The organism is Streptomyces sp. NPDC001728 (assembly GCF_040297565.1).
Classification (GTDB): Bacteria; Actinomycetota; Actinomycetes; order Streptomycetales; family Streptomycetaceae; genus Streptomyces.
Window position 1 is genome coordinate 89,323 of record NZ_JBEOZK010000014.1, and the last position, 16,173, is coordinate 105,495.

Below are 16,173 nucleotides of genomic sequence, written 5' to 3' on the forward strand. Positions count from 1 at the left end.
GGGGTTACGCGGGGGTCTGGCCGTGCTGGTCGAGGACGGTGAGGATGCGGGCGATCACGGCGGCGGATGCTTCGGCTTCGCATTCGCAGTCGAGGTGCTTGTGGCCCTGCTCGATGGCGCCGAGCTCGGCGCGCACGGCGGTGAGGGTGGCCTCGGCCCGCTCGGCACGCAGCTGCTCGCGGTTGATGAGTTCGGCGCTGGTCTCTCTGACCTTGGCGAGAAGGTGGCGGGTCAGGTCTCGCTCGCCGTACAGCTGGTCAAGCCCATCGCTGGTGAGGTGGTCGATGCCGGGCCGGTCCGGGGTCTGGGTCATCGGGTCTCCTGGGTGGGGAGCCAGTGCACTTGGCGCTGCTCGTCGAAGTGCGGGGAGCCGTCGATGTGGATGGTGTGGGAGCAGGTGTAGGGGGCGCCTCCCGCAGAGTCGGGTTGGGTGGCCGCGCATGGGGTGTCGGGCCGGGGCCCGAGGGTGGCGCGGATCCGGGCGGTGGCTGCGCGGACGACCGGGTCGGTGGTGGCGGCGTCGATGGCGTCGAGGTCCGGGAGGATTTTCTCGTGGAGGTTGCCGAGGCGTCGGTGGGGCAGGGGGTTTTCCTGACGCAGGCGGATGGCGCGGGCGCGGCGCTGGTGTTTGTCCATGGTCAGGTCATCTCCTGGGTTTGGTGCTGGCCAAGGCTGGGCTGGGTCATCGGGTGTCTGCCTTTCGGGTGCGCCCGCTGTACCAGGGCAGCGCGAGACCGTCGTTCTCGGCGCGCGGCACCAGGTGCAGGTGGAGGTGGAACACGGACTGGGTGGCCTCGCGGCCCTTGCTGGTGATGAGGTTGGCGTGTGCCAGGTCCAGGTCGCGGCAGAGCTGCGCCGCCCGCCGCGCGGTCGCCCCGGATACGTCGGGGTTCTCGGCAAAGTCGGTGACGTGGGTCTTGGGGATTACGAGGGTGTGCCCCTCGACCACGGGGTTCAGAGGGGTGATCGCGAAGGCGTCGGACCACTCGTGCACGAACGTGGCGGGCGCGCGGCCGGTGTTGATCTCGCAGAACGGGCAGGGCGCGGCGGGGGTGGTCATGAGCGGGCCTCCTCGGCCATCCGGCGGAGCGCTGCGGCTTCGGTGTGGAGGTCGAACGCGGCGAACCGATCGGCGGCTTCGCGGAGGACGGCGGCCCGGTACGTGTCGAGGTGCGACTCGAACAAAGCGTCGTGCTCGCCGGGCTCGTAGCCGATGAGGGCGGCCAGGCGGGCGCGGGCCTCGTTGGTGGTGGGCTGGGTCATCGCTCGTCCTCCACGGTCCAGGTGGTCGTCTCCCGCACGAGCGCGAACTCGGCGTCGGGCTGGGCGTCGGTGTCGTGTGCTTCGGCCGGCTGCCCGACAGCGGGCTCGGGCGCACGGAACCGCCCGCAGCCGCAGAAAGCGAAGATGCACGCGGCGTGGTTCCCGTGCCAGTTCAGTGCGTGGTCGCAGTTGTCGCACGGCGTGGCCAGCGTGACGGCTGCTGTCGGCCTGGAGCTCGGCTCGGTGTCGTCCTGTCCGGTGGTCTGGCGGGCGACGTCGACCACGTGGCGCCCGCAGCTCGGGCAGAGCTCCCAGTGGTCGACGTGGTCGACGGTGAGAGGTGCGTTCGCGGCCTCGACCGTGCGGGCGCAGCGCACGCAGTAGGCGCGTCCCTTGCCGTCGCTGTACGCGACGGCGGGCTTGGTCTGGCGGGCGGCGGCCGTGCGGGCGGCGTCCCGGAGGCGGGGGCTCGCGGCCTGCTCGTCCTCGACGGTCGGCGGGACGATGCGCAGGGCGTGGAGGACGGCGGCGAGGATGGTGCCGGGGTCGGGATCCTCGGCGCCCTCGATGGCGTGCCAGGCGCGGTCGTGCTCCAGCGGCGTGAGGGTGCGGATGGGCTCGGTCATGGTGGCGGCTCCTGGTGGTCAGGCGTGGTCGGGGCAGAGGTCGCGGCCGTCGCGGCGGCGGCGCCAGCCCTGGGCGCGGAGGAAGGCGCGGAGGGCGCGGTGGTGGGGCATCGTCACGGGGGCGAACCGTTCGGCGTCGCACTGCTCGCCGGCGGGGTCGTGGTGGTCGCAGCGGATGGTGGGGATGACGCCAGCGGACACGAGGGCTCCTTGGTGGGGGCTGTCCCGGAGGACGGCCCGACGGGGTGAAGGTCAGGCGGGGGTCGGACAGTCGGAGCGGCGGCACGTGCACCGGATCGGCACGTTGTCGCGCGAGACGGCGATGTACGGGTGGCCAAGGCGTGACACCTTGACGTGGACGAAGCTGTAGCGGGCGCCGTTGATTCGGCGGCTCCAGAAGTGCTGGACGTGGTTCTCGTACTCGTCGGTGCGGGGGCCGATTCGCATGGGGGCTGCTGCTCCTTGGTGGTGGGATGCTGTGGGTGGCCGCCCCGCACTTCGCCTGCGGGGCGGCCGGCTTGCGTGCGGGGTCAGGCGGTGCGCTTGCGGAGGATGGCGGCCGTCTCGTCCTCGGCCGTCGGAGCGTTGATGCGGAGGGCGCGGAGGACGGCGGCGAGGACGGTCCCGGGGTCGGCGTCCTCGGCTCCGGCGGTGCCTTCGATGGCATGCCAGGCGCGGTCGTGCTCCAGCGGGGTGAGGGTGCGCAGGCCCAGCGGGAACGCCTCGTCCAGCACGGCGCGGATCTCGTCGGCGTCACGCTGCGTCAGCTTCTCGGTCCGCAGGTTCCGGGACCGACCGATGTACTTGGGCCCCATGAGCCGGTAACCGTGGCCGTGGGTCTCGTCGAGCATGGCGTTGATGCTGAGCTGGTAAATCGGGAACTCGGGGTCGCCCGTGGTGTCGAGGGTGATGGTGGCCTTGGGGGTGGGCTTCTCGGTCATGTCGTGTGTCTCCTTCGTGGTGGGCGGGTCAGGCGGCGGGGTGGTCGGGGCAGTAGTCGCGGCCCTCCAGGTCCGTCCAGCCGTCGTCGGCCAGCATTCGGCGGTGCTTGGCGTCCCGCTCCTCGCGGGTTGCCGACAGCCCGGCAGTGATCGCGTAGGCGGTGCAGTCCTCGTTGTCGCAGGTGGTCTGGACAGTGGCGGTTCGATTGCTACGCACGGGGTCTCCTTCGTGGCGGTCGGGTCAGGCGGTGAGGATCGTGACGGGCTGCGCGTCTGGTGTGCCGGGCACCGTGGACTCCGCGTACCAGAGCCAGTCGGGGTGTTCGCCCTGCGACGGGTCGGGGCGGCGGAAGAGGGCCCAGCGGGTGACGATCACGTCGAGCCACGGCTGGGCGTGGGCGTTCCGGTCGTCCGCGAGGTTGCGCATGCCCCAGTGGCGGCGGGCGTGGGCGTTGAACACGGCGAGGGCGCGGCGGGGGGTGTGGTGGCCGAGGGCGATCATGCCGCCGTCCTCGCCGAAGTCGGAGACGCCGATGCCGTAGTACATGCCGGCCATGGAGGGCTTGTCGACGAGCGAGTCGAGGGGCGTCACGGTGGTCATGGGGTGTCTCCTTCGCGGGAGCGGGTCAGGCGGCGGTGAGGGCGGCGAGGAGCCGTGCCCGGTTGGCGGCTTGTTGTGCGGGCGAGGTGGGCATCCGTTCGGGCCGGTAGTCGCGGACCTGTCCGGTCGGGGCTGCCTCGGCGTACAGGCGGGCCAGGGATGCGAGGGCACGGCGGGTCTGGTTGGCGGTGCCGCGGCCGCATCCGAGGCGGAGTGCGATGGAGGCGTCGGAGTGGCCAGCGCGGACCAGGGCGGCGATGTCGGTCCGGATCTTCACGCGGCCATCTCCTCTGCTTCGAGGTAGCGGCGGGCGTGGACCTGGTCGGGGAGCGGGATGCCGTCGGTGTGGCAGGGGGTGCCGGGGGCGACCTGGCAGTGGGGGCAGACGGCGGTGAGTTCGGCCCAGGCGGAGCGTCGGGCGGGGTGGATGTCGGTGAGGGTGCGGCCGCTGGACATGACGCGGCAGGGCCGGTGGGTGGCGGCGGCGCAGTGGGGGCAGGCGACGGAGCGGGCGGGGTGCTGGCCAGCGCGCATGAAGTGCCGGAGTTCGTTCGGCATGGGGGCGGCGGGGCGGATGGTCACTGGTCCTCCTTGCGGGTGGGCGGGGTGCAGCCGGTGCAGCCGCAGATCTGGCCTTGGTCCATGAGCTCGGGGTGGTCAGCGGTGCGGAGCCATTCGCGGTACTCGTCGAGGGCGCGGGTCCAGTCGGCTGCCGTGTGCCTGGAGGGCTGGCGTTCGGCGGGGGTGGTGCCTGCCGGCCAGGCGCCTGGCGGGCGCCCTGTGGGCCTCCGAGGGGCCGGGATGGCGGGCTGGTCGCGCTGGGCCCGTCCGGCGCGGAGCTGTTCGCGGAGGAAGCTGGACAGGTCGCCCTCGCGTCGCATGGCCGCGATGTCCTCGGTGCTGAAGTCGTCACTCATCGGCGGGCTCCTCATCGACGATCTCGGCGTCCGGAATGGCCTGCTCGGCCGGGCTCTCGGAGGCGGCGGTGGGCTGCTTGGCTGCGGCCGCGGCTTCCCGCTCGGCCTGCTCGGCCTCGATGCGGGCGAGGGCCAGGCGTGAGGCTTCGCGGACTCGCTCTTCCTCAGCGGCCTGCCGGGCACGCTCGACTTCCGGTTCGCCGGCCGCGGCCCGTCGCCGGGCGGTGTGCGGCTTGGCGAGAGGCTTGCCCAGCGGGTGCTTGGCGGTGGCGACAGGGCCCTTGCAGGGGTGCCCGAGCTCGGCCGAGCACGCGGGGCAGATGACGCCGAGCGGTCCGGGGCGGCGGACAGTGTCGGCCAGCCGGGGCTGGGGGATGGCGGCGGCCTCGTCGTCGGGCACGGACCGGTTGCCGCCCCAGCCGCGGGCTTCGAGCCCGTCCAGGACGCGGGGGTGGGGTCCGCCTTCGAGCTGCAGCCTGCCGGTGGGGGCCGGGAAACGACCGCTGGCGATGGCCTGGACCTGGCCGCGGTACCGGGCGAGGTACTCGCCGGTGGTCTCGTCGGGGCGGGGCTCGTACTGGAAGTTCTCCAGCCGGGCGGACCGGATCTTGGAGCGGAGGGTGCGGACGTGGTGGGGCAGGATCCACAGACGGTCGTTCGGGTTCTGCGGCGGGGTCGCGTAGTAGGCGGCGACGGCGGCCTTGGTGTCGTTGTCGAGGGGCACGTCGTACAGGGCCGAGGCCCAGGACTTGGCAGCAACGATGGAGGGCTGCCGGTTGTCGAAGCCTGAGCAGTGGCCGAGGAGCTCTGCTGCCTCGTCGGCGTTCATGCGGGGTCTCCTTCCTGGCGGAGTTGTTCGGCGAGGGCCAGCCAGCCGGCGGCCTTCGCGTCGGTGCCGACGAGGGGCTGGCCGGTGGGCAGCCGGAAGACGTTGGCCGCTGGCTGGGGGGCGGCGTTCATGGCCTCGTTGACGAAGCTGGGGATCGCGGAGGGGGCGGAGCCCTTGTGCATCCAGCGGCTGAGGCCGGCTCGGATGTCGTCCGGCTCGATGCCTTCGTCGAGCAGCTTCTTGATCTGCTTGCTGGTCTGGCCGATGACGTTGCTCGGGGGCCGCTTGTTCACGCGACTCAGCCACTCGCCGACGATCGTCTGGGCGCTGACGGTCTCGGCATCGACTTCAGGGGCGGCTTCTGCCGCTCCGACGAAGTCGGCCTCGGTGACCACGACGATCTCGCCCTGACCGACCTCCGCAGCGACCCCTCTCTCTTCCGGGGCTGGGGTAGGGGAAGGGGAAGGGGAAGGGGAATGCGCGCGTGATGCCCGCGCGCGCCCGCGCGTAGAGGGTCTCGGATCCCCCTGGTCACCCCCTTCGGAAGGGGTATCGGAGGGGGTTGCCGAAGGGGTTGTCGAAGGGGATCCCGAGGGGGTTGCGTAACCCCTTCCGGAGGGGTCCGGTGTGGGGTCTCCGAACGCCTTGCGAAGGTCCTGGATGTGGGTGGCGATCTGGGTCCGGATCGACGGCCCTTCCTCGCCGCGGTACTTCGTCGGCTCGTCGCTCAGTTCGCCGAGCGGGATCCGGTCCATCTCGTCGAGGAGGGCCCTCCGCAGGTGCTTCGAGGAGATCTCCAGAGCGTCGGACACCATGGCGCCCATGACCCTCGGCTGCTTGTAGACGCGGTCGTTGCGGACGAAGGACCGGATGAGGAGTTCCTCGGTGTCCTCGTCGATGACGACGAAGCGCGCGGCCTCCAGAGCGTCCAGACGCTTCTCCAGCTCCAGCGAGGTGAGACCCCGGGCCTTGCGGGACCAGCGGCGCAGGGTGAGCGGGAGCAGACCGGCGTGGTTGAGGTTCGGCTGGGAGATGAGGAAGAAGAAGAGCCGCTGCTGCTGCTCGTCGAGGGAGATGAAGTCGCCGTCCTCCCAGATGCTGGAGAGGATCCGGCCGTGGCCACGTGCCATGGGAGGTCTGCTTCCTGAAGTAAGAGGTGGTGGTCTAGGCGGCGGCCGCGAAGGCGGGCTCGGCGTGCCTGTCGATCTGCTCGCCGGTGACTGCTTCGACGAGGGCGCAGACGAGGATCTCGGCGGCGTTCGGGGTGACGGCGTTAGACATGGGTCCAGCCCTTGCCGTTCACGACTCGCGAGATCGTCGGCCGGCTCACTCCGAATTCGGCGGCAAGAAGGCGGTGAAGCTCACCTGCTGCGGCCCGGCGCCTGATCTCGCCGACCTGGCCCTCAGCCAGCTTGTGAGTGCCAGACCGGGAGCCCTGAGCCGTCCGGCCGCGCCGGTTCCTGTCAGCCGCGTTCTCGGCAGGGGTTCCGACAGAGAGGTGCGCAGGATTCACACAAGGCGGGTTGTCGCACGAGTGCAGGACGTACATGCCGTCGACCTCGAGGCCGGAAAGCTGCAGTGACGCCCGGTGAGCCTTCACCGTCGGACCGGAGCGCCGGCCTTCCGGGCGCATTACGCCGTACCCGTGCTCGTTGGTCGCAGCAGTCCAAGGCCAGCAGTCGTTGGGGCCGCGACGATCGACCTTGGACCAGAACCGGTCGGCGAGCGTCTGCTTCTGCGGATCGTCCGTTGTTCCGGTGCGCTTCAGCCGCTGATCGTGCGTGTCGCACAGACCGTTACGTCGGTGAGGTTTCGGGCACTCGGCGACGGAGCACCCACGTGCCTGCCGCTTCATGCCAGCACCGCCTTGACGCGCTCGCCGAGCCACTGTGCGGCGTTCACCGACACGGCGTTCCCGGCCTGCATGGTCTGCTCGCCCTTGTTGCCGAGGACGACGTAGTCGTGGGGGAACCGCTGCGCGAGGAGCTGCTCGCGCGGCTGCACCATGCGGAAGTAGCAGTCCTCGACTGCGGGGGCCGGGGCGAGGAGGCCGGCGGAGTCCTTCGTGCTGAGGGTGAGCATCGGCTCGGCCGTGGTCTTGGGCGCGGCGTTGCGGTACGGGATGACGAGGCCGTGGTGGTTCCCGCCGGCGGTGACGGTGGCCAGGGGCTGACGGACGCTCTCCGCACCGCCGTTGCGCCGGTACTCGACGACGAACGGCGAGGCGACCAGGGCCTCGAAGCCCTTTGGGTTGGCCATGCGGGTCCGCATCGGCTGCCCGGTGTGGGTGGGCTCGGTGTTCCACGTGCCGCCGGACGGGACGAGAAGGCCCTCGCCGATCTTCACGGTACGGGACGGCAGCGGCGCCCCGTCGGCGGGGAACGCGCGCCCGTCGTGGCCGGAGTGGTTGACCGTGAGGACAGTGCGGGTCTCGGGGTACTGCTCCAGGCCCTTGCGGATGCGGCGCATCGTGGCCTCGGCGAGCGGCCGGGCCCGGTCGCCGATACGGGAGCCGGTGTTGGACCAGTCGATGATGTCGGCTGCGGGGCGGATGTACGGCTCGACGAGGGTGTGGCGGCAGCGGGTGTTCGGGCAGCGGTAGTCGTACTGCTGCTTGTACTTCCCAATCGTGCGGCCGTTGCGCCACGACTGGACGGCGTGGACGTCCTCGCTGCACTCCTGGCACCAGGCGAGGGGACGGGGCTTCAGGTCGGGCAGGGGGATGCCCTTGCGGGTGAAGACGATGTAGATCCGGTCGCGCCACTGTGGGGCGTGGGCGTTGTCGTCGCCGCCGATGTGCGCCGAGGAGGCGGACACCACCTGGGAGTTGTAGCCGAGCATCTCCATGCCCGTGCGCCACCAGGCGAACAGCTCCCAGTCGACGGCGAACTCGACGACGTTCTCGCAGAGGATGGCCTTGTACCGGTGGACCTCGGTTGCGCGGATCACGTCGTAGGCGGTCGCCCTGGTGCGCTCCCACGCGGCGTCCGGGACGGAGCCGTAGTCGAGCAGGGACATCTGGCCCTTGGTGCGCTTGCGGCCGCCGGCGGGGCTGATCTCGGTGCAGATCGGCGACGCCCACAGGATGTCGGTGCGGGGCAGGCGCCGCATGTCGTAGTTGTTGACGTCGGCGCAGAGGTGGTCGGCATCCGGGTGGTTCGCGGCGTGGGTCTCGATGGCGCGCTGCCAGTGGTTCGCGGCGAGCTTCAGCTCGTACCCGGCGGCGACGAGCCCGGTCGACGAGCCCCCCGCGCCGCAGAAGATGTCAGTGAACGAGATGGTCATCAGGCGGCCTTTCCCATGTCTCGGATGAGGTCGTGGACGTATGCGCGGGCCATGCCGAGGCGATCGGCGATCTCGTGCTCGGGGACGTTGAACGAGGCCAGGTGCTGGATCTCGTGGCGCCGGTGCGAGCCGAGCTTGAGGACGTTCAGGTCGTCGCTCAGCGCCGGGGTGAAGTCCGGATTGTCGAAGTCCTCGTCGTCCCAGAAGTCGGGGCCTGCCCAGCCTTCAGCGGCGGCACGCTCGCGGACCCGGTGGCTGGCGCCCGGCGTAGCCGCGAGCTTCTGGTACGCCTCTGCGATGGCGCTGTGATTCGCCACCGATACAAGGCGCCGGGCGCCTTGGACGACGTACTCGACGGTGCGGATCTGCAGGTTGGGATGGGCGGCCGCGATAGTGGCGGGCGCGTGCCCTGCGGCGTAGAGGGCTCGGCAGCGGCGTGTGCTGGCGAGAGCGGGGACGTGTCCGAGGTTGACCTGGCATCGAGGCCGAACAGCGAGGATCTTCTCTGCGGTGGTACGGCGAATGGTGGGGAACGCCGCCCGAGCGTGATCACGAACCGTGCTGGCGTTCACGCCGGATGCTGCGGCGATCTGGCCGGTGGTCATGTCGGCGGCGTGGAGGAGAGCGATGTACCGGGTCACAGATTCTGCGGGGATGGTGGCGGGGCGGCCTTGAAGACGTGCCAGGAGGCGCTTTTGGCCAGCCTGGGTCCAGCCCGTGATGCACTTGGGGCAGCGGCATGGCGGGCGGGTGATGCTTCCCTGGTAGCGAGCCTCGGTGCCGTGCGCGGGAACCGGCTTGGTCACTGTCCTGTCTCCTTCCGGGCGGGCTGGTGTGCGGGGAGGTCGTAGAGGGTCTGGCAGAGGGCGAGGGATTCGCGGTCTTCGCGCATGCGCTGGTCGGCTCGCCATCGGTGGAGGTCGGCGAGGATTCGTAGCGCGGCGATCTCGCGCTTGCAGCGGCGTTCCTGCCGGTCGCGGAAGCTCATGCCGCAGGCCTCGTCTGCTGGGCCCGTGCGCGGCGCTGCTCGGCTATCAGTAGGCCCTTGACAGACAACCGCCACAGGGCGATGGGGTGGCCGTGGGTGGCTGGCGACGTGGAGGGCACGTACTGGCCGGTGTGCTGGAGGATGCCGCCCTGCCGGAGGGCGTTGATCGCGGCGCCGAGGAACCCGTGGCCCATCTCGGGGAGAACGTCCCGCAGCTGGTTGCAGCTGAAGGTGTCGTGCTCCTGGCCGAAGGCGAGCACGGCCTGCATGACGAGGAACTGGGACCAGTCGGACTGATCGGCGATGCTGGCGAGGCGGAAGTCCTTCTCCTCGGCCGCGAGCTGCTCGGCGACGGTGAGGCGGCGGGCCATGACGGGTTCCCTTCGACGGTTCCTTTGGACGAGTTAGTTATGGGGCGGCAGGGGGCGAGTTGTGACGCGGGTTAGTCGACGAGTTCGCCGTCGATGGGCTCGTCGTCCTCGTCGGGGTCGATCTCGCCGAGCGGGAGGGCGGGGGCGTCGAGGCGTTCGATGACCCCGTTGCGCTTCTCGGCCGAGGTGGGCACCCACTTGCCGAGCCGGCGGGCCGCCGTCTTCAGCCACATGGCTTCCTCGTCCGTCCGCCAGGGGCTGTAGTCGCTGTCGGCGCCGTCGGACTTGGCCTTGGCTCGGGCGATGTGGTCGCGGTTGAGGACGACGACTTTGCTGATCGCCCCGCCCTGCATGACGGCGTAGGCGTAGGCGCCGACGAGGGGGCCGCGTTCGCCGAACCAGTCGACCTTGTGGTGGGGCTGCTTCATCGCTCCGGGCCAGCGCGGCGGCCGGTGGTCGTCGAGGGCGCCGGGCGTCCAGGCGAACTCGTCGTTGGTGCGGACGACTTCGACGACGACGGACTGGGCGGCACCGGCGTTGTAGATGAGCTCGACGATGCCCTGGTAGCCGACGATGCCCTGGACTTCGAGCTGCCCCTTGCGCTTGATCGGGCGGAGGTAGAACTGCTCGGTGCCGGGTTCGAGGCCGAGGCGGGCGGCGGTCATGAGGGCGCTCATGAGGCTGCCGGGGTTGTTCTGTGCGGCAGCCGCGAGCTTCTCGTTCTGGCGGAGGACGCCGACGGCAAGTCGGGCGAACGTGTCAACACGGACGTGGCTGGCGGCGACGACGGCGAGCTCGGGCTTGTACTGCTCGATCATGGCCGCCGGTGTGTGGGACTGGCGGGCGATCTCGTTGCCGATCTGGCTCATGCGTGGGTGCTCCTGTACGGCTGGAGGGCGAGGGTCGTGCCGTCGGGGTTGACCGTCCGGTAGGCGATGCGGCGCTCTCCACAGACGGCCCGGTAGCCGTTGCCGATGAGGTCGAGGACTTCGCCGCGGACCTGGGTGAACTCGGCGTCGACGGTGCGCCGCTGGTCGCCGATGACCTCGTAGCGGGCGGCGAGTTCGAGGGGGATGTCGACGTCGCGGTCCTCGCGCCCGGTGGGCTGGACGCGGATGGTCTGGTAGGTGGCGTCGGCTCCGTCGATGGGGGGCCGGTTGCCGTGGCGGACGTCGTCGAGGAACCGCCAGGCGGCCTCGCGGAGGATCCTCGCGTCGGCCTTGTCGTACTCGACGGTGTATTCGCGGTAGTCGTGGCCGGAGACGAGAAGAGCAACGTGGGTGGTGCGGTAGCCGGTGACGTCCATCTGCCACTGGACCTGGCAGCGGTAGTAGACGGGGATCTCGTCGCTGCCGGCCGGTCCCCAGCCTTCGCCGAACGGGGACGTCTTCACCTCGACGAGGCAGTTGTCGCCGATACGGTCGGGGGTGGCACGCTGCCAGTCCCGGTCGCTGTGGCGCCACGTGCCGGTCTCGTGGAGCTCCATGCCGTGTTCGTCGGCGAACTTGCGGGCGACGGCGTCCTCAAGGCGGTTGCCCCACTCCACGGCCGGGTTGGGCTGGAACGGCGCGGTCGGCAGGCCTGCCTTCTTGTGCCAGAGGCTGAAGCGGGACTGCCACGGGGACAGGTTGACGACCGCGGCGATTTCGGTGGCGGTGATGCACAGGCCGCTGCGGGCCTTCTCCCACTCTTCGGTTCCGGGGACGTACCGGCCGAGGAGGACGCCGGTCGGGGGCTGGACGGTGAGCATTAGAAGGGGTACTCCTTCGCGGGGTTGCGGCGGGGCCAGAGGCGGAGGGTCCAGGTGCGGAGCTGGCTAAGGCAGTGGCACTCGTCCCAGTCGGTGTTGGCTCCGTTGGGGATCCAGCCGCCGCAGCTGCCCCTGCAGTCCGGGCAGTTGGGGTCGGGTTCCCTGGCGATGTAGAGGGCGCTTCGGTGGAGATCGAGGAGTACTCGGCCGATACGCACGGTCATCTGGGGCTCCTGAGGGTGTGGGGTGCCAGCCGCCCCGCGCTGGGGGGTCGGGGCGGCTGGCTGGCGCGGAGCCGGGGGGTGGCTCGACGCGCCGGTCTATCGGGTTGTGGCGCTTGTCCCGCCGGCCGGGCGGTTGTCGTGCACGTCAGGCCGGCGGGCGGTTCAGGCGGCGGCGCGGGGGCCGGTGATGGGGAGGAGCATCTGCGCCTGGTAGCTGGCGGAGACCTCGGGCAGCTGGTGCTTGGCGACGAGGTGGTCGGTCATGTCCTCGGCCGCGGTCCGGGCGGGGGTGACGTGCTCGTGGTGGGTGCAGCCGGGTGCCGGGCAGCGCAGGTAGGCGGTCATGCTGCGGCCTGCTTCCGGTGCTCGCAGCTGCCCTTGATGCAGGGGGCGGCCTGCTCGTTCCACTGCTTGCGGGTGATGAGCCGGATCGTCCAGCCGTTCTTCAGCTCGCGGTCGCGGTCGCGCTGCCGCGGAGTGAAGTCCTTGTGGGCCTCGCCCGGGTTGATCGCGGTGTTGCCGTGGCTGCTGCTGTAGACGCAGCCGGCCGGGTTGGCGCGGACCCAGAAGCACTGGGAGAGCGGGATGAGGGTGTCGCCGATCTGGACGATGAGCTTCATGCGGCAGGCTCCTTGGAGAGGTGGCGGCCGAGGGCCAACAGCACGACGGAAGCGGCGGTGGTGGCGGCGAGCTGCAGCCAGGCCCGGGTCACGAGGCGGCCTCGGGGACGTCGGCCTTGGCCTCGTCGTAGCGGGCGATGCCCCACAAAATGGCCCGGAGGCACCAGAGGAACTGCGGCGTGAACTCGGTCAGGTCCCACTCGAAGGTGTCGTGGAACCGGAAGTCGCCGGCGGAGAAGGAGTCCAGGGCTTCGCGGGCGGCTTCCTCCGTTCGGAGATCGGAGTCCTCCAGCAGCTCCTCGCGGACTGCGGCCGTCAGCTGGGCGTCGGCTCCGTAGGTCTTGAGCTCCTCGACGACCTGCCGGCGGAACGCGTCCGGGGAGTAGCGCTTGGCGCCCTCGCCGCCGCGGACCTTCTGTACCCAGTACGACGGGTTGAAGCCGTTGCCGCGAAAGTACGGCAGCATGTCCTCGGCCAGGTTGAGTATGAACGTGGTCTGCTGGGAGAACGCGTGGTCGCTGACGTCCCCGCGGATGACGAGGCTGCCGGGCCAGGTGACGATCTCGAACCAGTAGAAGCTGTGGCCCGGGGCCTTGAAGAGCAGGTGCCGGTGTACGCCCTGGTCGAGGATGATCTCCAGCTCGTGCTCGCTGACGTCGTCGGCGAACCGGGCAGCGGCCTTCTGCATGTCGGTCACGACGCCACCGCCTGCCGGACGGTGAAGCTGCCGTCGGCGCGCCGGATGATCGTGTCGCCGAACCTGGCGACCACCCGGTCCGAGCCGGAGCCGATCCGGAGGCCGGTGACGGTCAGCTTCCCGTCGACGTCCTCCCAGTAGCCCTTCGCGTAGATGCCGAGGTCGTCGAGCCAGTCGTCGAATCGGTTCAGGTTCTCGACGGTCAGGGTGTGGGCGAGGATCTTGCCGTCGCCAAGCGGGCTGTCGTGGTCGATGTCGACGTGGTCGAGGGTGATGCCGCCGGCGTAGCCGTGGACGGACACGACAGGCGTTCCGTGGCCGAGAATCCAGGCCGGGGTGCGGGTCGTGGTGACAAGGCGCGTCCTGGCCGCGTCAGCCGCGTCGTACTCGGGCCGGCAGGCGGGGTAGGCGATGACGCGGGTGCCGACCGCGTGAGCGGCGTTCCAGGCATCGGCGGTCTGCTGACCCTTGGCCTTGGCCTTCTCGAGGCGATCGCGGTAGCTCATGCCGCCCCCTCGGCTTCGGCCTTGAGGCGGGCGATCTCGGCGTGGGCAGCGGCCAGCTCGTCGGCGGCCGTGCGCTCCTTGTCCGCGCGGGCGGCGATCCCGTCGCGCCAGCGGGTGACCTCGGAGGCGACGCGGTCCGCGATCTGCACCTTCTCGTCGAGCGTGAGACCGGACTTCATCTGCAGGTTGATGGCCCCGTAGGCCATGCCGTCCGGCTCGATGTACAGGACCGGGCCCACGGCTGTGGAGCTACGGATCGACGTCTGCGGGGTCAGGAACCACGTTGCGCTGAAGCTCATCGGGTGCCTCCGGTGTAGTCCCGTCCGCGGAGGTCGGGGTCGATGTCGAGGAAGGCGTGCCACTGGTCCCAGTGGTTGCCGTCGGGGATCGGGTTGGCGGCGAGGGCGTGAGCGCGGATGTCGGCGATCTGCTGCTCCACGTCGGCGGTCGGCACGTCCAGGCGCTCAATCGGGTTGACGGTCACCGGGCACCGCCCTGGACCGCTTCGCGGAACGACCGAATCAGCTCGTGGATCTGGTCGATCGCCTCGTCCATCGGCTCGTGCTCCGTTGCGAGGCCGAGCGTGGTGAGGAAGTTGTCGAGCGACTTCGCGTCCAGCTCGTTGGCCCATGCGAGCGGCCCAGCCCCCGGCGTCTGGAGCAGACCGGCGGCGTCCAGGTCGAAGGCGAACGAAAGGGCCTCGCGGTTGCCCCGGGCCATCGACGCCTGGATCACGTCAGCCGTCGCGTTGATCAGCTTGGGGTTCGCGCTCATGCCGCACCTCGCACGATGAGCCGCGGGTCGAACTGGGCGAGGGTCTTGTTGGCGCGGGCCAGGTCGGCGATGCACTGCTCGCGGGCCTCGCGGTACCGGTCGCCCCGGCAGAGGCTGATGTTGTAGGCGAGCTTCGTCGCCTCGATCTCGGCGTCCAGCACGTGCTCGGGGATCTGGCGGCCGATCAGGGTGACCACGGCGTCCGGGATGGGGACTCCCGTGTAGGCGAGGGCGATCACGAGGCCACCGCCTTGACGAGCCGGGTGGCGAAGGTGCCGTCGCTCATGTCGAGGATCAGGCCGAGCTGCTTGTGTTCGAGGCGGGTGAGGCGGGCCATCGAGGTGCGGCGGGCGTCGGCGGCCTCGGTGAGGGTGCGGCAGTGGTTACAGCGCTCCTCGTGGGCGGCCTGTGCGGCGGCGCGGTACGTGGTGGCCGGGTGGGTGTTGGTGGGGCGGGGGGTAACGTTGCTGGACACGGGGTCCTCATCTCTCTCGCAGATGCATGCGTGTAGAGGGGTGGATCTCGTAGGGCGGCCGTCGGGCTCTGACCTCCGGCGGCAGCCCGCATACCGCTCTAAGCGGCGAGGGGGCGCAGCGGCTTACGGCCGCGGCCGCGGCGGCCGCTGGGCGGCCGGACCAGGCTCGACTCGATGAGGGCGTCGCGGTCGGCCTTGGTGGTGACGACCCTGCGGCCGGGCTTCCTGGTGAGCCCCAGTTCCTTGAGGCGGCGCCGGATGGTCGGCACGCTGCACATGAGGATGAAGGCCGTCTCCTGCACGGTCATGTACTCCGCGTTGGGGTCGGCGGGGGCGGTGGGGGTCTCGTACTTGAGGACTCGCTGGGACCTGTCGCTTTCGGCAGGCATGTCACTCCTTGTCTTGGTCTCCCCGGGTGGGGGTAGTTCGGCTCTGTTCTGCTGCCGCGAGGGCGTCGAACAGGCGCTTGTGGCGCGTGGGTCGCATGCGGGTGCGGGACCCGGTTTCCAGGTGGCTCAGGTATCGGCGGCTTATGCCGGCGGCCGTGGCGAGGTCGTCGATTTCGAGACCTGCGTCCTTACGCCGTCTGCGCAGCTCCGACCCGTCCACCGGGAGGGTGGTTGGGGCTTGGTGCATGCCTTGAAGTTAGACCTACCTAGACCTCCTTGTCCAGCGCCAGTTAGCCCCTAGATGGAGCGTGTTGGTCAAATAGATCGACTCTCCTGGCATCGGGTGCCTGGTCGGCAGGCCTTAAGTGGGCGTTAATGGCTGGTCAAGGATTCGGCCTAAGTTGACCCCGGTCCTGGCTGGCCCTAGCTGGCCCTGTCAAGATGGGTCCATGGCACCCCGTGACCTGGACGCCCTCGCGAAGGCCGTCAAGAAGCGCCGCATCGAGCTCGCCCTCGGCTACAAGAGGGCCGCCAACGACGCCGGCATCGCCCCCGACACCTGGAAGCGCATCGAGACTGGGCTGCCAGTCCGCGAGATCAGCTACGCCAAGGTGGACCCGGTGCTGCACTGGGCCCCCGGCAGCTGCACGGCAGTCCTCGACGGGCGGTCGCCAGTTCTAGTGGCTCCCATGGAGGGCGAGGCGGGCGTCTCGATCTCGCCGATGCCACCCGAAGCGCTGGAAACGGTGAAGGACGTCGTCCAGCTCGCCGCCATCGCTACGACCAGCGGCCTGACGGCGGATGAGATCCGCGCCCTCAGCGAGAAGGTGGTGCGCGACCTCAAGGAGAAAGGCCTCCTCGGCGGCTGAAACTCATCCGATGGTCGTACAACCATCAGGGAAGTTCAGATGCTGACA

The 16,173-nt window shown here is 70.3% G+C and carries 35 protein-coding genes; 1 reads left to right on the forward strand and 34 read right to left on the reverse strand.

Going from position 1 to position 16,173, the window contains the following annotated elements:
* Positions 1–4: 4 nt before the first annotated feature.
* From ABT154_RS21505 to ABT154_RS21670, 34 genes are all read right to left on the reverse strand, one after another.
* Positions 5–313, reverse strand: coding sequence for a hypothetical protein (locus tag ABT154_RS21505; RefSeq protein WP_351858435.1), 309 nt, complete (start codon positions 311–313; stop codon positions 5–7).
* The gene (locus ABT154_RS21510; RefSeq protein ID WP_351858436.1) at positions 310–636 is read right to left on the reverse strand and encodes a hypothetical protein; all 327 of its coding nucleotides are present in this window, start codon (positions 634–636) and stop codon (positions 310–312) included. The genes ABT154_RS21505 and ABT154_RS21510 overlap by 4 nt, the downstream gene beginning before the upstream one ends.
* Before the next feature lie 46 nt (positions 637–682).
* Positions 683–1,060, reverse strand: a complete 378-nt coding sequence (locus ABT154_RS21515; protein ID WP_351858437.1) for an HIT family protein — start codon at positions 1,058–1,060, stop codon at positions 683–685.
* Positions 1,057–1,263 (reverse strand): hypothetical protein, encoded by a 207-nt coding sequence (locus ABT154_RS21520; protein ID WP_351858438.1) that lies wholly within the window; start codon positions 1,261–1,263, stop codon positions 1,057–1,059. Before ABT154_RS21520 ends, ABT154_RS21515 begins: the two co-directional genes overlap by 4 nt.
* Positions 1,260–1,889, reverse strand: coding sequence for a hypothetical protein (locus ABT154_RS21525; protein ID WP_351858439.1), 630 nt, complete (start codon positions 1,887–1,889; stop codon positions 1,260–1,262). The genes ABT154_RS21520 and ABT154_RS21525 overlap by 4 nt, the downstream gene beginning before the upstream one ends.
* Before the next feature lie 18 nt (positions 1,890–1,907).
* Positions 1,908–2,090, reverse strand: coding sequence for a hypothetical protein (locus ABT154_RS21530; RefSeq protein ID WP_351858440.1), 183 nt, complete (start codon positions 2,088–2,090; stop codon positions 1,908–1,910).
* 51 nt (positions 2,091–2,141) lie between these two features.
* Positions 2,142–2,336: a hypothetical protein gene (locus ABT154_RS21535; protein WP_351858441.1), complete on the reverse strand. Its 195-nt coding sequence runs from the start codon at positions 2,334–2,336 to the stop codon at positions 2,142–2,144.
* Between the two features lie 83 nt (positions 2,337–2,419).
* Positions 2,420–2,830 (reverse strand): hypothetical protein, encoded by a 411-nt coding sequence (locus tag ABT154_RS21540; RefSeq protein ID WP_351858442.1) that lies wholly within the window; start codon positions 2,828–2,830, stop codon positions 2,420–2,422.
* Between the two features lie 28 nt (positions 2,831–2,858).
* The gene (locus ABT154_RS21545; RefSeq protein WP_351858443.1) at positions 2,859–3,047 is read right to left on the reverse strand and encodes a hypothetical protein; all 189 of its coding nucleotides are present in this window, start codon (positions 3,045–3,047) and stop codon (positions 2,859–2,861) included.
* Positions 3,048–3,071: 24 nt separating this feature from the next.
* A complete protein-coding gene (locus ABT154_RS21550; protein ID WP_351858444.1) occupies positions 3,072–3,431 on the reverse strand; it encodes a hypothetical protein in 360 nt (119 codons plus the stop codon).
* 25 nt (positions 3,432–3,456) lie between these two features.
* Entirely contained in the window at positions 3,457–3,708 is a 252-nt protein-coding gene (locus ABT154_RS21555; RefSeq protein ID WP_351858445.1) for a helix-turn-helix domain-containing protein, read from the reverse strand.
* The gene (locus ABT154_RS21560) at positions 3,705–4,013 is read right to left on the reverse strand and encodes a zinc finger domain-containing protein (RefSeq protein WP_351858446.1); all 309 of its coding nucleotides are present in this window, start codon (positions 4,011–4,013) and stop codon (positions 3,705–3,707) included. Before ABT154_RS21560 ends, ABT154_RS21555 begins: the two co-directional genes overlap by 4 nt.
* Positions 4,010–4,348 (reverse strand): hypothetical protein, encoded by a 339-nt coding sequence (locus tag ABT154_RS21565; RefSeq protein WP_351858447.1) that lies wholly within the window; start codon positions 4,346–4,348, stop codon positions 4,010–4,012. The genes ABT154_RS21560 and ABT154_RS21565 overlap by 4 nt, the downstream gene beginning before the upstream one ends.
* Positions 4,341–5,177, reverse strand: coding sequence for a zinc finger domain-containing protein (locus ABT154_RS21570; protein ID WP_351858448.1), 837 nt, complete (start codon positions 5,175–5,177; stop codon positions 4,341–4,343). The genes ABT154_RS21565 and ABT154_RS21570 overlap by 8 nt, the downstream gene beginning before the upstream one ends.
* Positions 5,174–6,307: a hypothetical protein gene (locus ABT154_RS21575; RefSeq protein WP_351858449.1), complete on the reverse strand. Its 1,134-nt coding sequence runs from the start codon at positions 6,305–6,307 to the stop codon at positions 5,174–5,176. Before ABT154_RS21575 ends, ABT154_RS21570 begins: the two co-directional genes overlap by 4 nt.
* Before the next feature lie 143 nt (positions 6,308–6,450).
* Positions 6,451–7,032: a hypothetical protein gene (locus ABT154_RS21580; RefSeq protein WP_351858450.1), complete on the reverse strand. Its 582-nt coding sequence runs from the start codon at positions 7,030–7,032 to the stop codon at positions 6,451–6,453.
* Positions 7,029–8,462: a DNA cytosine methyltransferase gene (locus ABT154_RS21585; protein WP_351858451.1), complete on the reverse strand. Its 1,434-nt coding sequence runs from the start codon at positions 8,460–8,462 to the stop codon at positions 7,029–7,031. Before ABT154_RS21585 ends, ABT154_RS21580 begins: the two co-directional genes overlap by 4 nt.
* Positions 8,462–9,268: a hypothetical protein gene (locus ABT154_RS21590; RefSeq protein ID WP_351858452.1), complete on the reverse strand. Its 807-nt coding sequence runs from the start codon at positions 9,266–9,268 to the stop codon at positions 8,462–8,464. The genes ABT154_RS21585 and ABT154_RS21590 overlap by 1 nt, the downstream gene beginning before the upstream one ends.
* Positions 9,265–9,450, reverse strand: a complete 186-nt coding sequence (locus tag ABT154_RS21595) for a hypothetical protein (RefSeq protein WP_351858453.1) — start codon at positions 9,448–9,450, stop codon at positions 9,265–9,267. The genes ABT154_RS21590 and ABT154_RS21595 overlap by 4 nt, the downstream gene beginning before the upstream one ends.
* On the reverse strand, positions 9,447–9,821 hold the full coding sequence (locus tag ABT154_RS21600; protein ID WP_351858454.1) for a hypothetical protein: 375 nt from the start codon (positions 9,819–9,821) through the stop codon (positions 9,447–9,449). The genes ABT154_RS21595 and ABT154_RS21600 overlap by 4 nt, the downstream gene beginning before the upstream one ends.
* A 71-nt stretch (positions 9,822–9,892) precedes the next feature.
* Positions 9,893–10,690 carry a recombinase RecT gene (locus ABT154_RS21605; RefSeq protein ID WP_351858455.1) on the reverse strand — a complete coding sequence of 266 codons (798 nt, stop codon included), beginning with the start codon at positions 10,688–10,690 and terminating at the stop codon, positions 9,893–9,895.
* Entirely contained in the window at positions 10,687–11,571 is an 885-nt protein-coding gene (locus tag ABT154_RS21610; RefSeq protein ID WP_351858456.1) for a YqaJ viral recombinase family nuclease, read from the reverse strand. Before ABT154_RS21610 ends, ABT154_RS21605 begins: the two co-directional genes overlap by 4 nt.
* Positions 11,571–11,795, reverse strand: a complete 225-nt coding sequence (locus ABT154_RS21615; protein WP_351858457.1) for a hypothetical protein — start codon at positions 11,793–11,795, stop codon at positions 11,571–11,573. The genes ABT154_RS21610 and ABT154_RS21615 overlap by 1 nt, the downstream gene beginning before the upstream one ends.
* Positions 11,796–11,957: 162 nt before the next feature.
* A complete protein-coding gene (locus ABT154_RS21620; protein ID WP_351858458.1) occupies positions 11,958–12,140 on the reverse strand; it encodes a hypothetical protein in 183 nt (60 codons plus the stop codon).
* Positions 12,137–12,415 (reverse strand): hypothetical protein, encoded by a 279-nt coding sequence (locus tag ABT154_RS21625; RefSeq protein ID WP_351858459.1) that lies wholly within the window; start codon positions 12,413–12,415, stop codon positions 12,137–12,139. Before ABT154_RS21625 ends, ABT154_RS21620 begins: the two co-directional genes overlap by 4 nt.
* Before the next feature lie 88 nt (positions 12,416–12,503).
* Entirely contained in the window at positions 12,504–13,112 is a 609-nt protein-coding gene (locus ABT154_RS21630; RefSeq protein WP_351858460.1) for a hypothetical protein, read from the reverse strand.
* Positions 13,109–13,618 (reverse strand): hypothetical protein, encoded by a 510-nt coding sequence (locus ABT154_RS21635; RefSeq protein WP_351858461.1) that lies wholly within the window; start codon positions 13,616–13,618, stop codon positions 13,109–13,111. Before ABT154_RS21635 ends, ABT154_RS21630 begins: the two co-directional genes overlap by 4 nt.
* Positions 13,615–13,917 (reverse strand): hypothetical protein, encoded by a 303-nt coding sequence (locus tag ABT154_RS21640; protein ID WP_351858462.1) that lies wholly within the window; start codon positions 13,915–13,917, stop codon positions 13,615–13,617. The genes ABT154_RS21635 and ABT154_RS21640 overlap by 4 nt, the downstream gene beginning before the upstream one ends.
* Positions 13,914–14,102, reverse strand: coding sequence for a hypothetical protein (locus tag ABT154_RS21645; protein ID WP_351858463.1), 189 nt, complete (start codon positions 14,100–14,102; stop codon positions 13,914–13,916). Before ABT154_RS21645 ends, ABT154_RS21640 begins: the two co-directional genes overlap by 4 nt.
* On the reverse strand, positions 14,099–14,392 hold the full coding sequence (locus tag ABT154_RS21650) for a hypothetical protein (protein ID WP_351858464.1): 294 nt from the start codon (positions 14,390–14,392) through the stop codon (positions 14,099–14,101). Before ABT154_RS21650 ends, ABT154_RS21645 begins: the two co-directional genes overlap by 4 nt.
* Positions 14,389–14,631: a hypothetical protein gene (locus ABT154_RS21655; RefSeq protein ID WP_351858465.1), complete on the reverse strand. Its 243-nt coding sequence runs from the start codon at positions 14,629–14,631 to the stop codon at positions 14,389–14,391. Before ABT154_RS21655 ends, ABT154_RS21650 begins: the two co-directional genes overlap by 4 nt.
* Positions 14,628–14,867 carry a hypothetical protein gene (locus ABT154_RS21660; protein WP_351858466.1) on the reverse strand — a complete coding sequence of 80 codons (240 nt, stop codon included), beginning with the start codon at positions 14,865–14,867 and terminating at the stop codon, positions 14,628–14,630. The genes ABT154_RS21655 and ABT154_RS21660 overlap by 4 nt, the downstream gene beginning before the upstream one ends.
* Before the next feature lie 98 nt (positions 14,868–14,965).
* Complete coding sequence (locus ABT154_RS21665; protein ID WP_351858467.1) at positions 14,966–15,256, reverse strand: DNA-binding protein; 291 nt, start codon at positions 15,254–15,256, stop codon at positions 14,966–14,968.
* A gap of 1 nt (position 15,257) precedes the next feature.
* Positions 15,258–15,503 (reverse strand): helix-turn-helix domain-containing protein, encoded by a 246-nt coding sequence (locus tag ABT154_RS21670; protein WP_351858468.1) that lies wholly within the window; start codon positions 15,501–15,503, stop codon positions 15,258–15,260.
* Positions 15,504–15,705: 202 nt separating this feature from the next.
* On the opposite strand from ABT154_RS21670, the gene ABT154_RS21675 reads away from it, so the two are divergent.
* Positions 15,706–16,125, forward strand: a complete 420-nt coding sequence (locus ABT154_RS21675) for a hypothetical protein (RefSeq protein WP_351858469.1) — start codon at positions 15,706–15,708, stop codon at positions 16,123–16,125.
* Positions 16,126–16,173 lie beyond the last annotated feature (48 nt).

Bases quoted from the DNA above. Each gene is read 5' to 3' on its own strand.
- ABT154_RS21505 (WP_351858435.1), bottom strand. From the start codon at position 313: ATGACCCAGACCCCGGACCGGCCCGGCATCGACCACCTCACCAGCGAT.
- ABT154_RS21510 (WP_351858436.1), bottom strand. From the start codon at position 636: ATGGACAAACACCAGCGCCGCGCCCGCGCCATCCGCCTGCGTCAGGAA.
- ABT154_RS21515 (WP_351858437.1), bottom strand. From the start codon at position 1,060: ATGACCACCCCCGCCGCGCCCTGCCCGTTCTGCGAGATCAACACCGGC.
- ABT154_RS21520 (WP_351858438.1), bottom strand. From the start codon at position 1,263: ATGACCCAGCCCACCACCAACGAGGCCCGCGCCCGCCTGGCCGCCCTC.
- ABT154_RS21525 (WP_351858439.1), bottom strand. From the start codon at position 1,889: ATGACCGAGCCCATCCGCACCCTCACGCCGCTGGAGCACGACCGCGCC.
- ABT154_RS21535 (WP_351858441.1), bottom strand. From the start codon at position 2,336: ATGCGAATCGGCCCCCGCACCGACGAGTACGAGAACCACGTCCAGCAC.
- ABT154_RS21540 (WP_351858442.1), bottom strand. From the start codon at position 2,830: ATGACCGAGAAGCCCACCCCCAAGGCCACCATCACCCTCGACACCACG.
- ABT154_RS21550 (WP_351858444.1), bottom strand. From the start codon at position 3,431: ATGACCACCGTGACGCCCCTCGACTCGCTCGTCGACAAGCCCTCCATG.
- ABT154_RS21565 (WP_351858447.1), bottom strand. From the start codon at position 4,348: ATGAGTGACGACTTCAGCACCGAGGACATCGCGGCCATGCGACGCGAG.
- ABT154_RS21570 (WP_351858448.1), bottom strand. From the start codon at position 5,177: ATGAACGCCGACGAGGCAGCAGAGCTCCTCGGCCACTGCTCAGGCTTC.
- ABT154_RS21575 (WP_351858449.1), bottom strand. From the start codon at position 6,307: ATGGCACGTGGCCACGGCCGGATCCTCTCCAGCATCTGGGAGGACGGC.
- ABT154_RS21580 (WP_351858450.1), bottom strand. From the start codon at position 7,032: ATGAAGCGGCAGGCACGTGGGTGCTCCGTCGCCGAGTGCCCGAAACCT.
- ABT154_RS21585 (WP_351858451.1), bottom strand. From the start codon at position 8,462: ATGACCATCTCGTTCACTGACATCTTCTGCGGCGCGGGGGGCTCGTCG.
- ABT154_RS21595 (WP_351858453.1), bottom strand. From the start codon at position 9,450: ATGAGCTTCCGCGACCGGCAGGAACGCCGCTGCAAGCGCGAGATCGCC.
- ABT154_RS21600 (WP_351858454.1), bottom strand. From the start codon at position 9,821: ATGGCCCGCCGCCTCACCGTCGCCGAGCAGCTCGCGGCCGAGGAGAAG.
- ABT154_RS21605 (WP_351858455.1), bottom strand. From the start codon at position 10,690: ATGAGCCAGATCGGCAACGAGATCGCCCGCCAGTCCCACACACCGGCG.
- ABT154_RS21610 (WP_351858456.1), bottom strand. From the start codon at position 11,571: ATGCTCACCGTCCAGCCCCCGACCGGCGTCCTCCTCGGCCGGTACGTC.
- ABT154_RS21615 (WP_351858457.1), bottom strand. From the start codon at position 11,795: ATGACCGTGCGTATCGGCCGAGTACTCCTCGATCTCCACCGAAGCGCC.
- ABT154_RS21620 (WP_351858458.1), bottom strand. From the start codon at position 12,140: ATGACCGCCTACCTGCGCTGCCCGGCACCCGGCTGCACCCACCACGAG.
- ABT154_RS21625 (WP_351858459.1), bottom strand. From the start codon at position 12,415: ATGAAGCTCATCGTCCAGATCGGCGACACCCTCATCCCGCTCTCCCAG.
- ABT154_RS21635 (WP_351858461.1), bottom strand. From the start codon at position 13,618: ATGAGCTACCGCGATCGCCTCGAGAAGGCCAAGGCCAAGGGTCAGCAG.
- ABT154_RS21640 (WP_351858462.1), bottom strand. From the start codon at position 13,917: ATGAGCTTCAGCGCAACGTGGTTCCTGACCCCGCAGACGTCGATCCGT.
- ABT154_RS21650 (WP_351858464.1), bottom strand. From the start codon at position 14,392: ATGAGCGCGAACCCCAAGCTGATCAACGCGACGGCTGACGTGATCCAG.
- ABT154_RS21665 (WP_351858467.1), bottom strand. From the start codon at position 15,256: ATGCCTGCCGAAAGCGACAGGTCCCAGCGAGTCCTCAAGTACGAGACC.
- ABT154_RS21670 (WP_351858468.1), bottom strand. From the start codon at position 15,503: ATGCACCAAGCCCCAACCACCCTCCCGGTGGACGGGTCGGAGCTGCGC.
- ABT154_RS21675 (WP_351858469.1), top strand. From the start codon at position 15,706: ATGGCACCCCGTGACCTGGACGCCCTCGCGAAGGCCGTCAAGAAGCGC.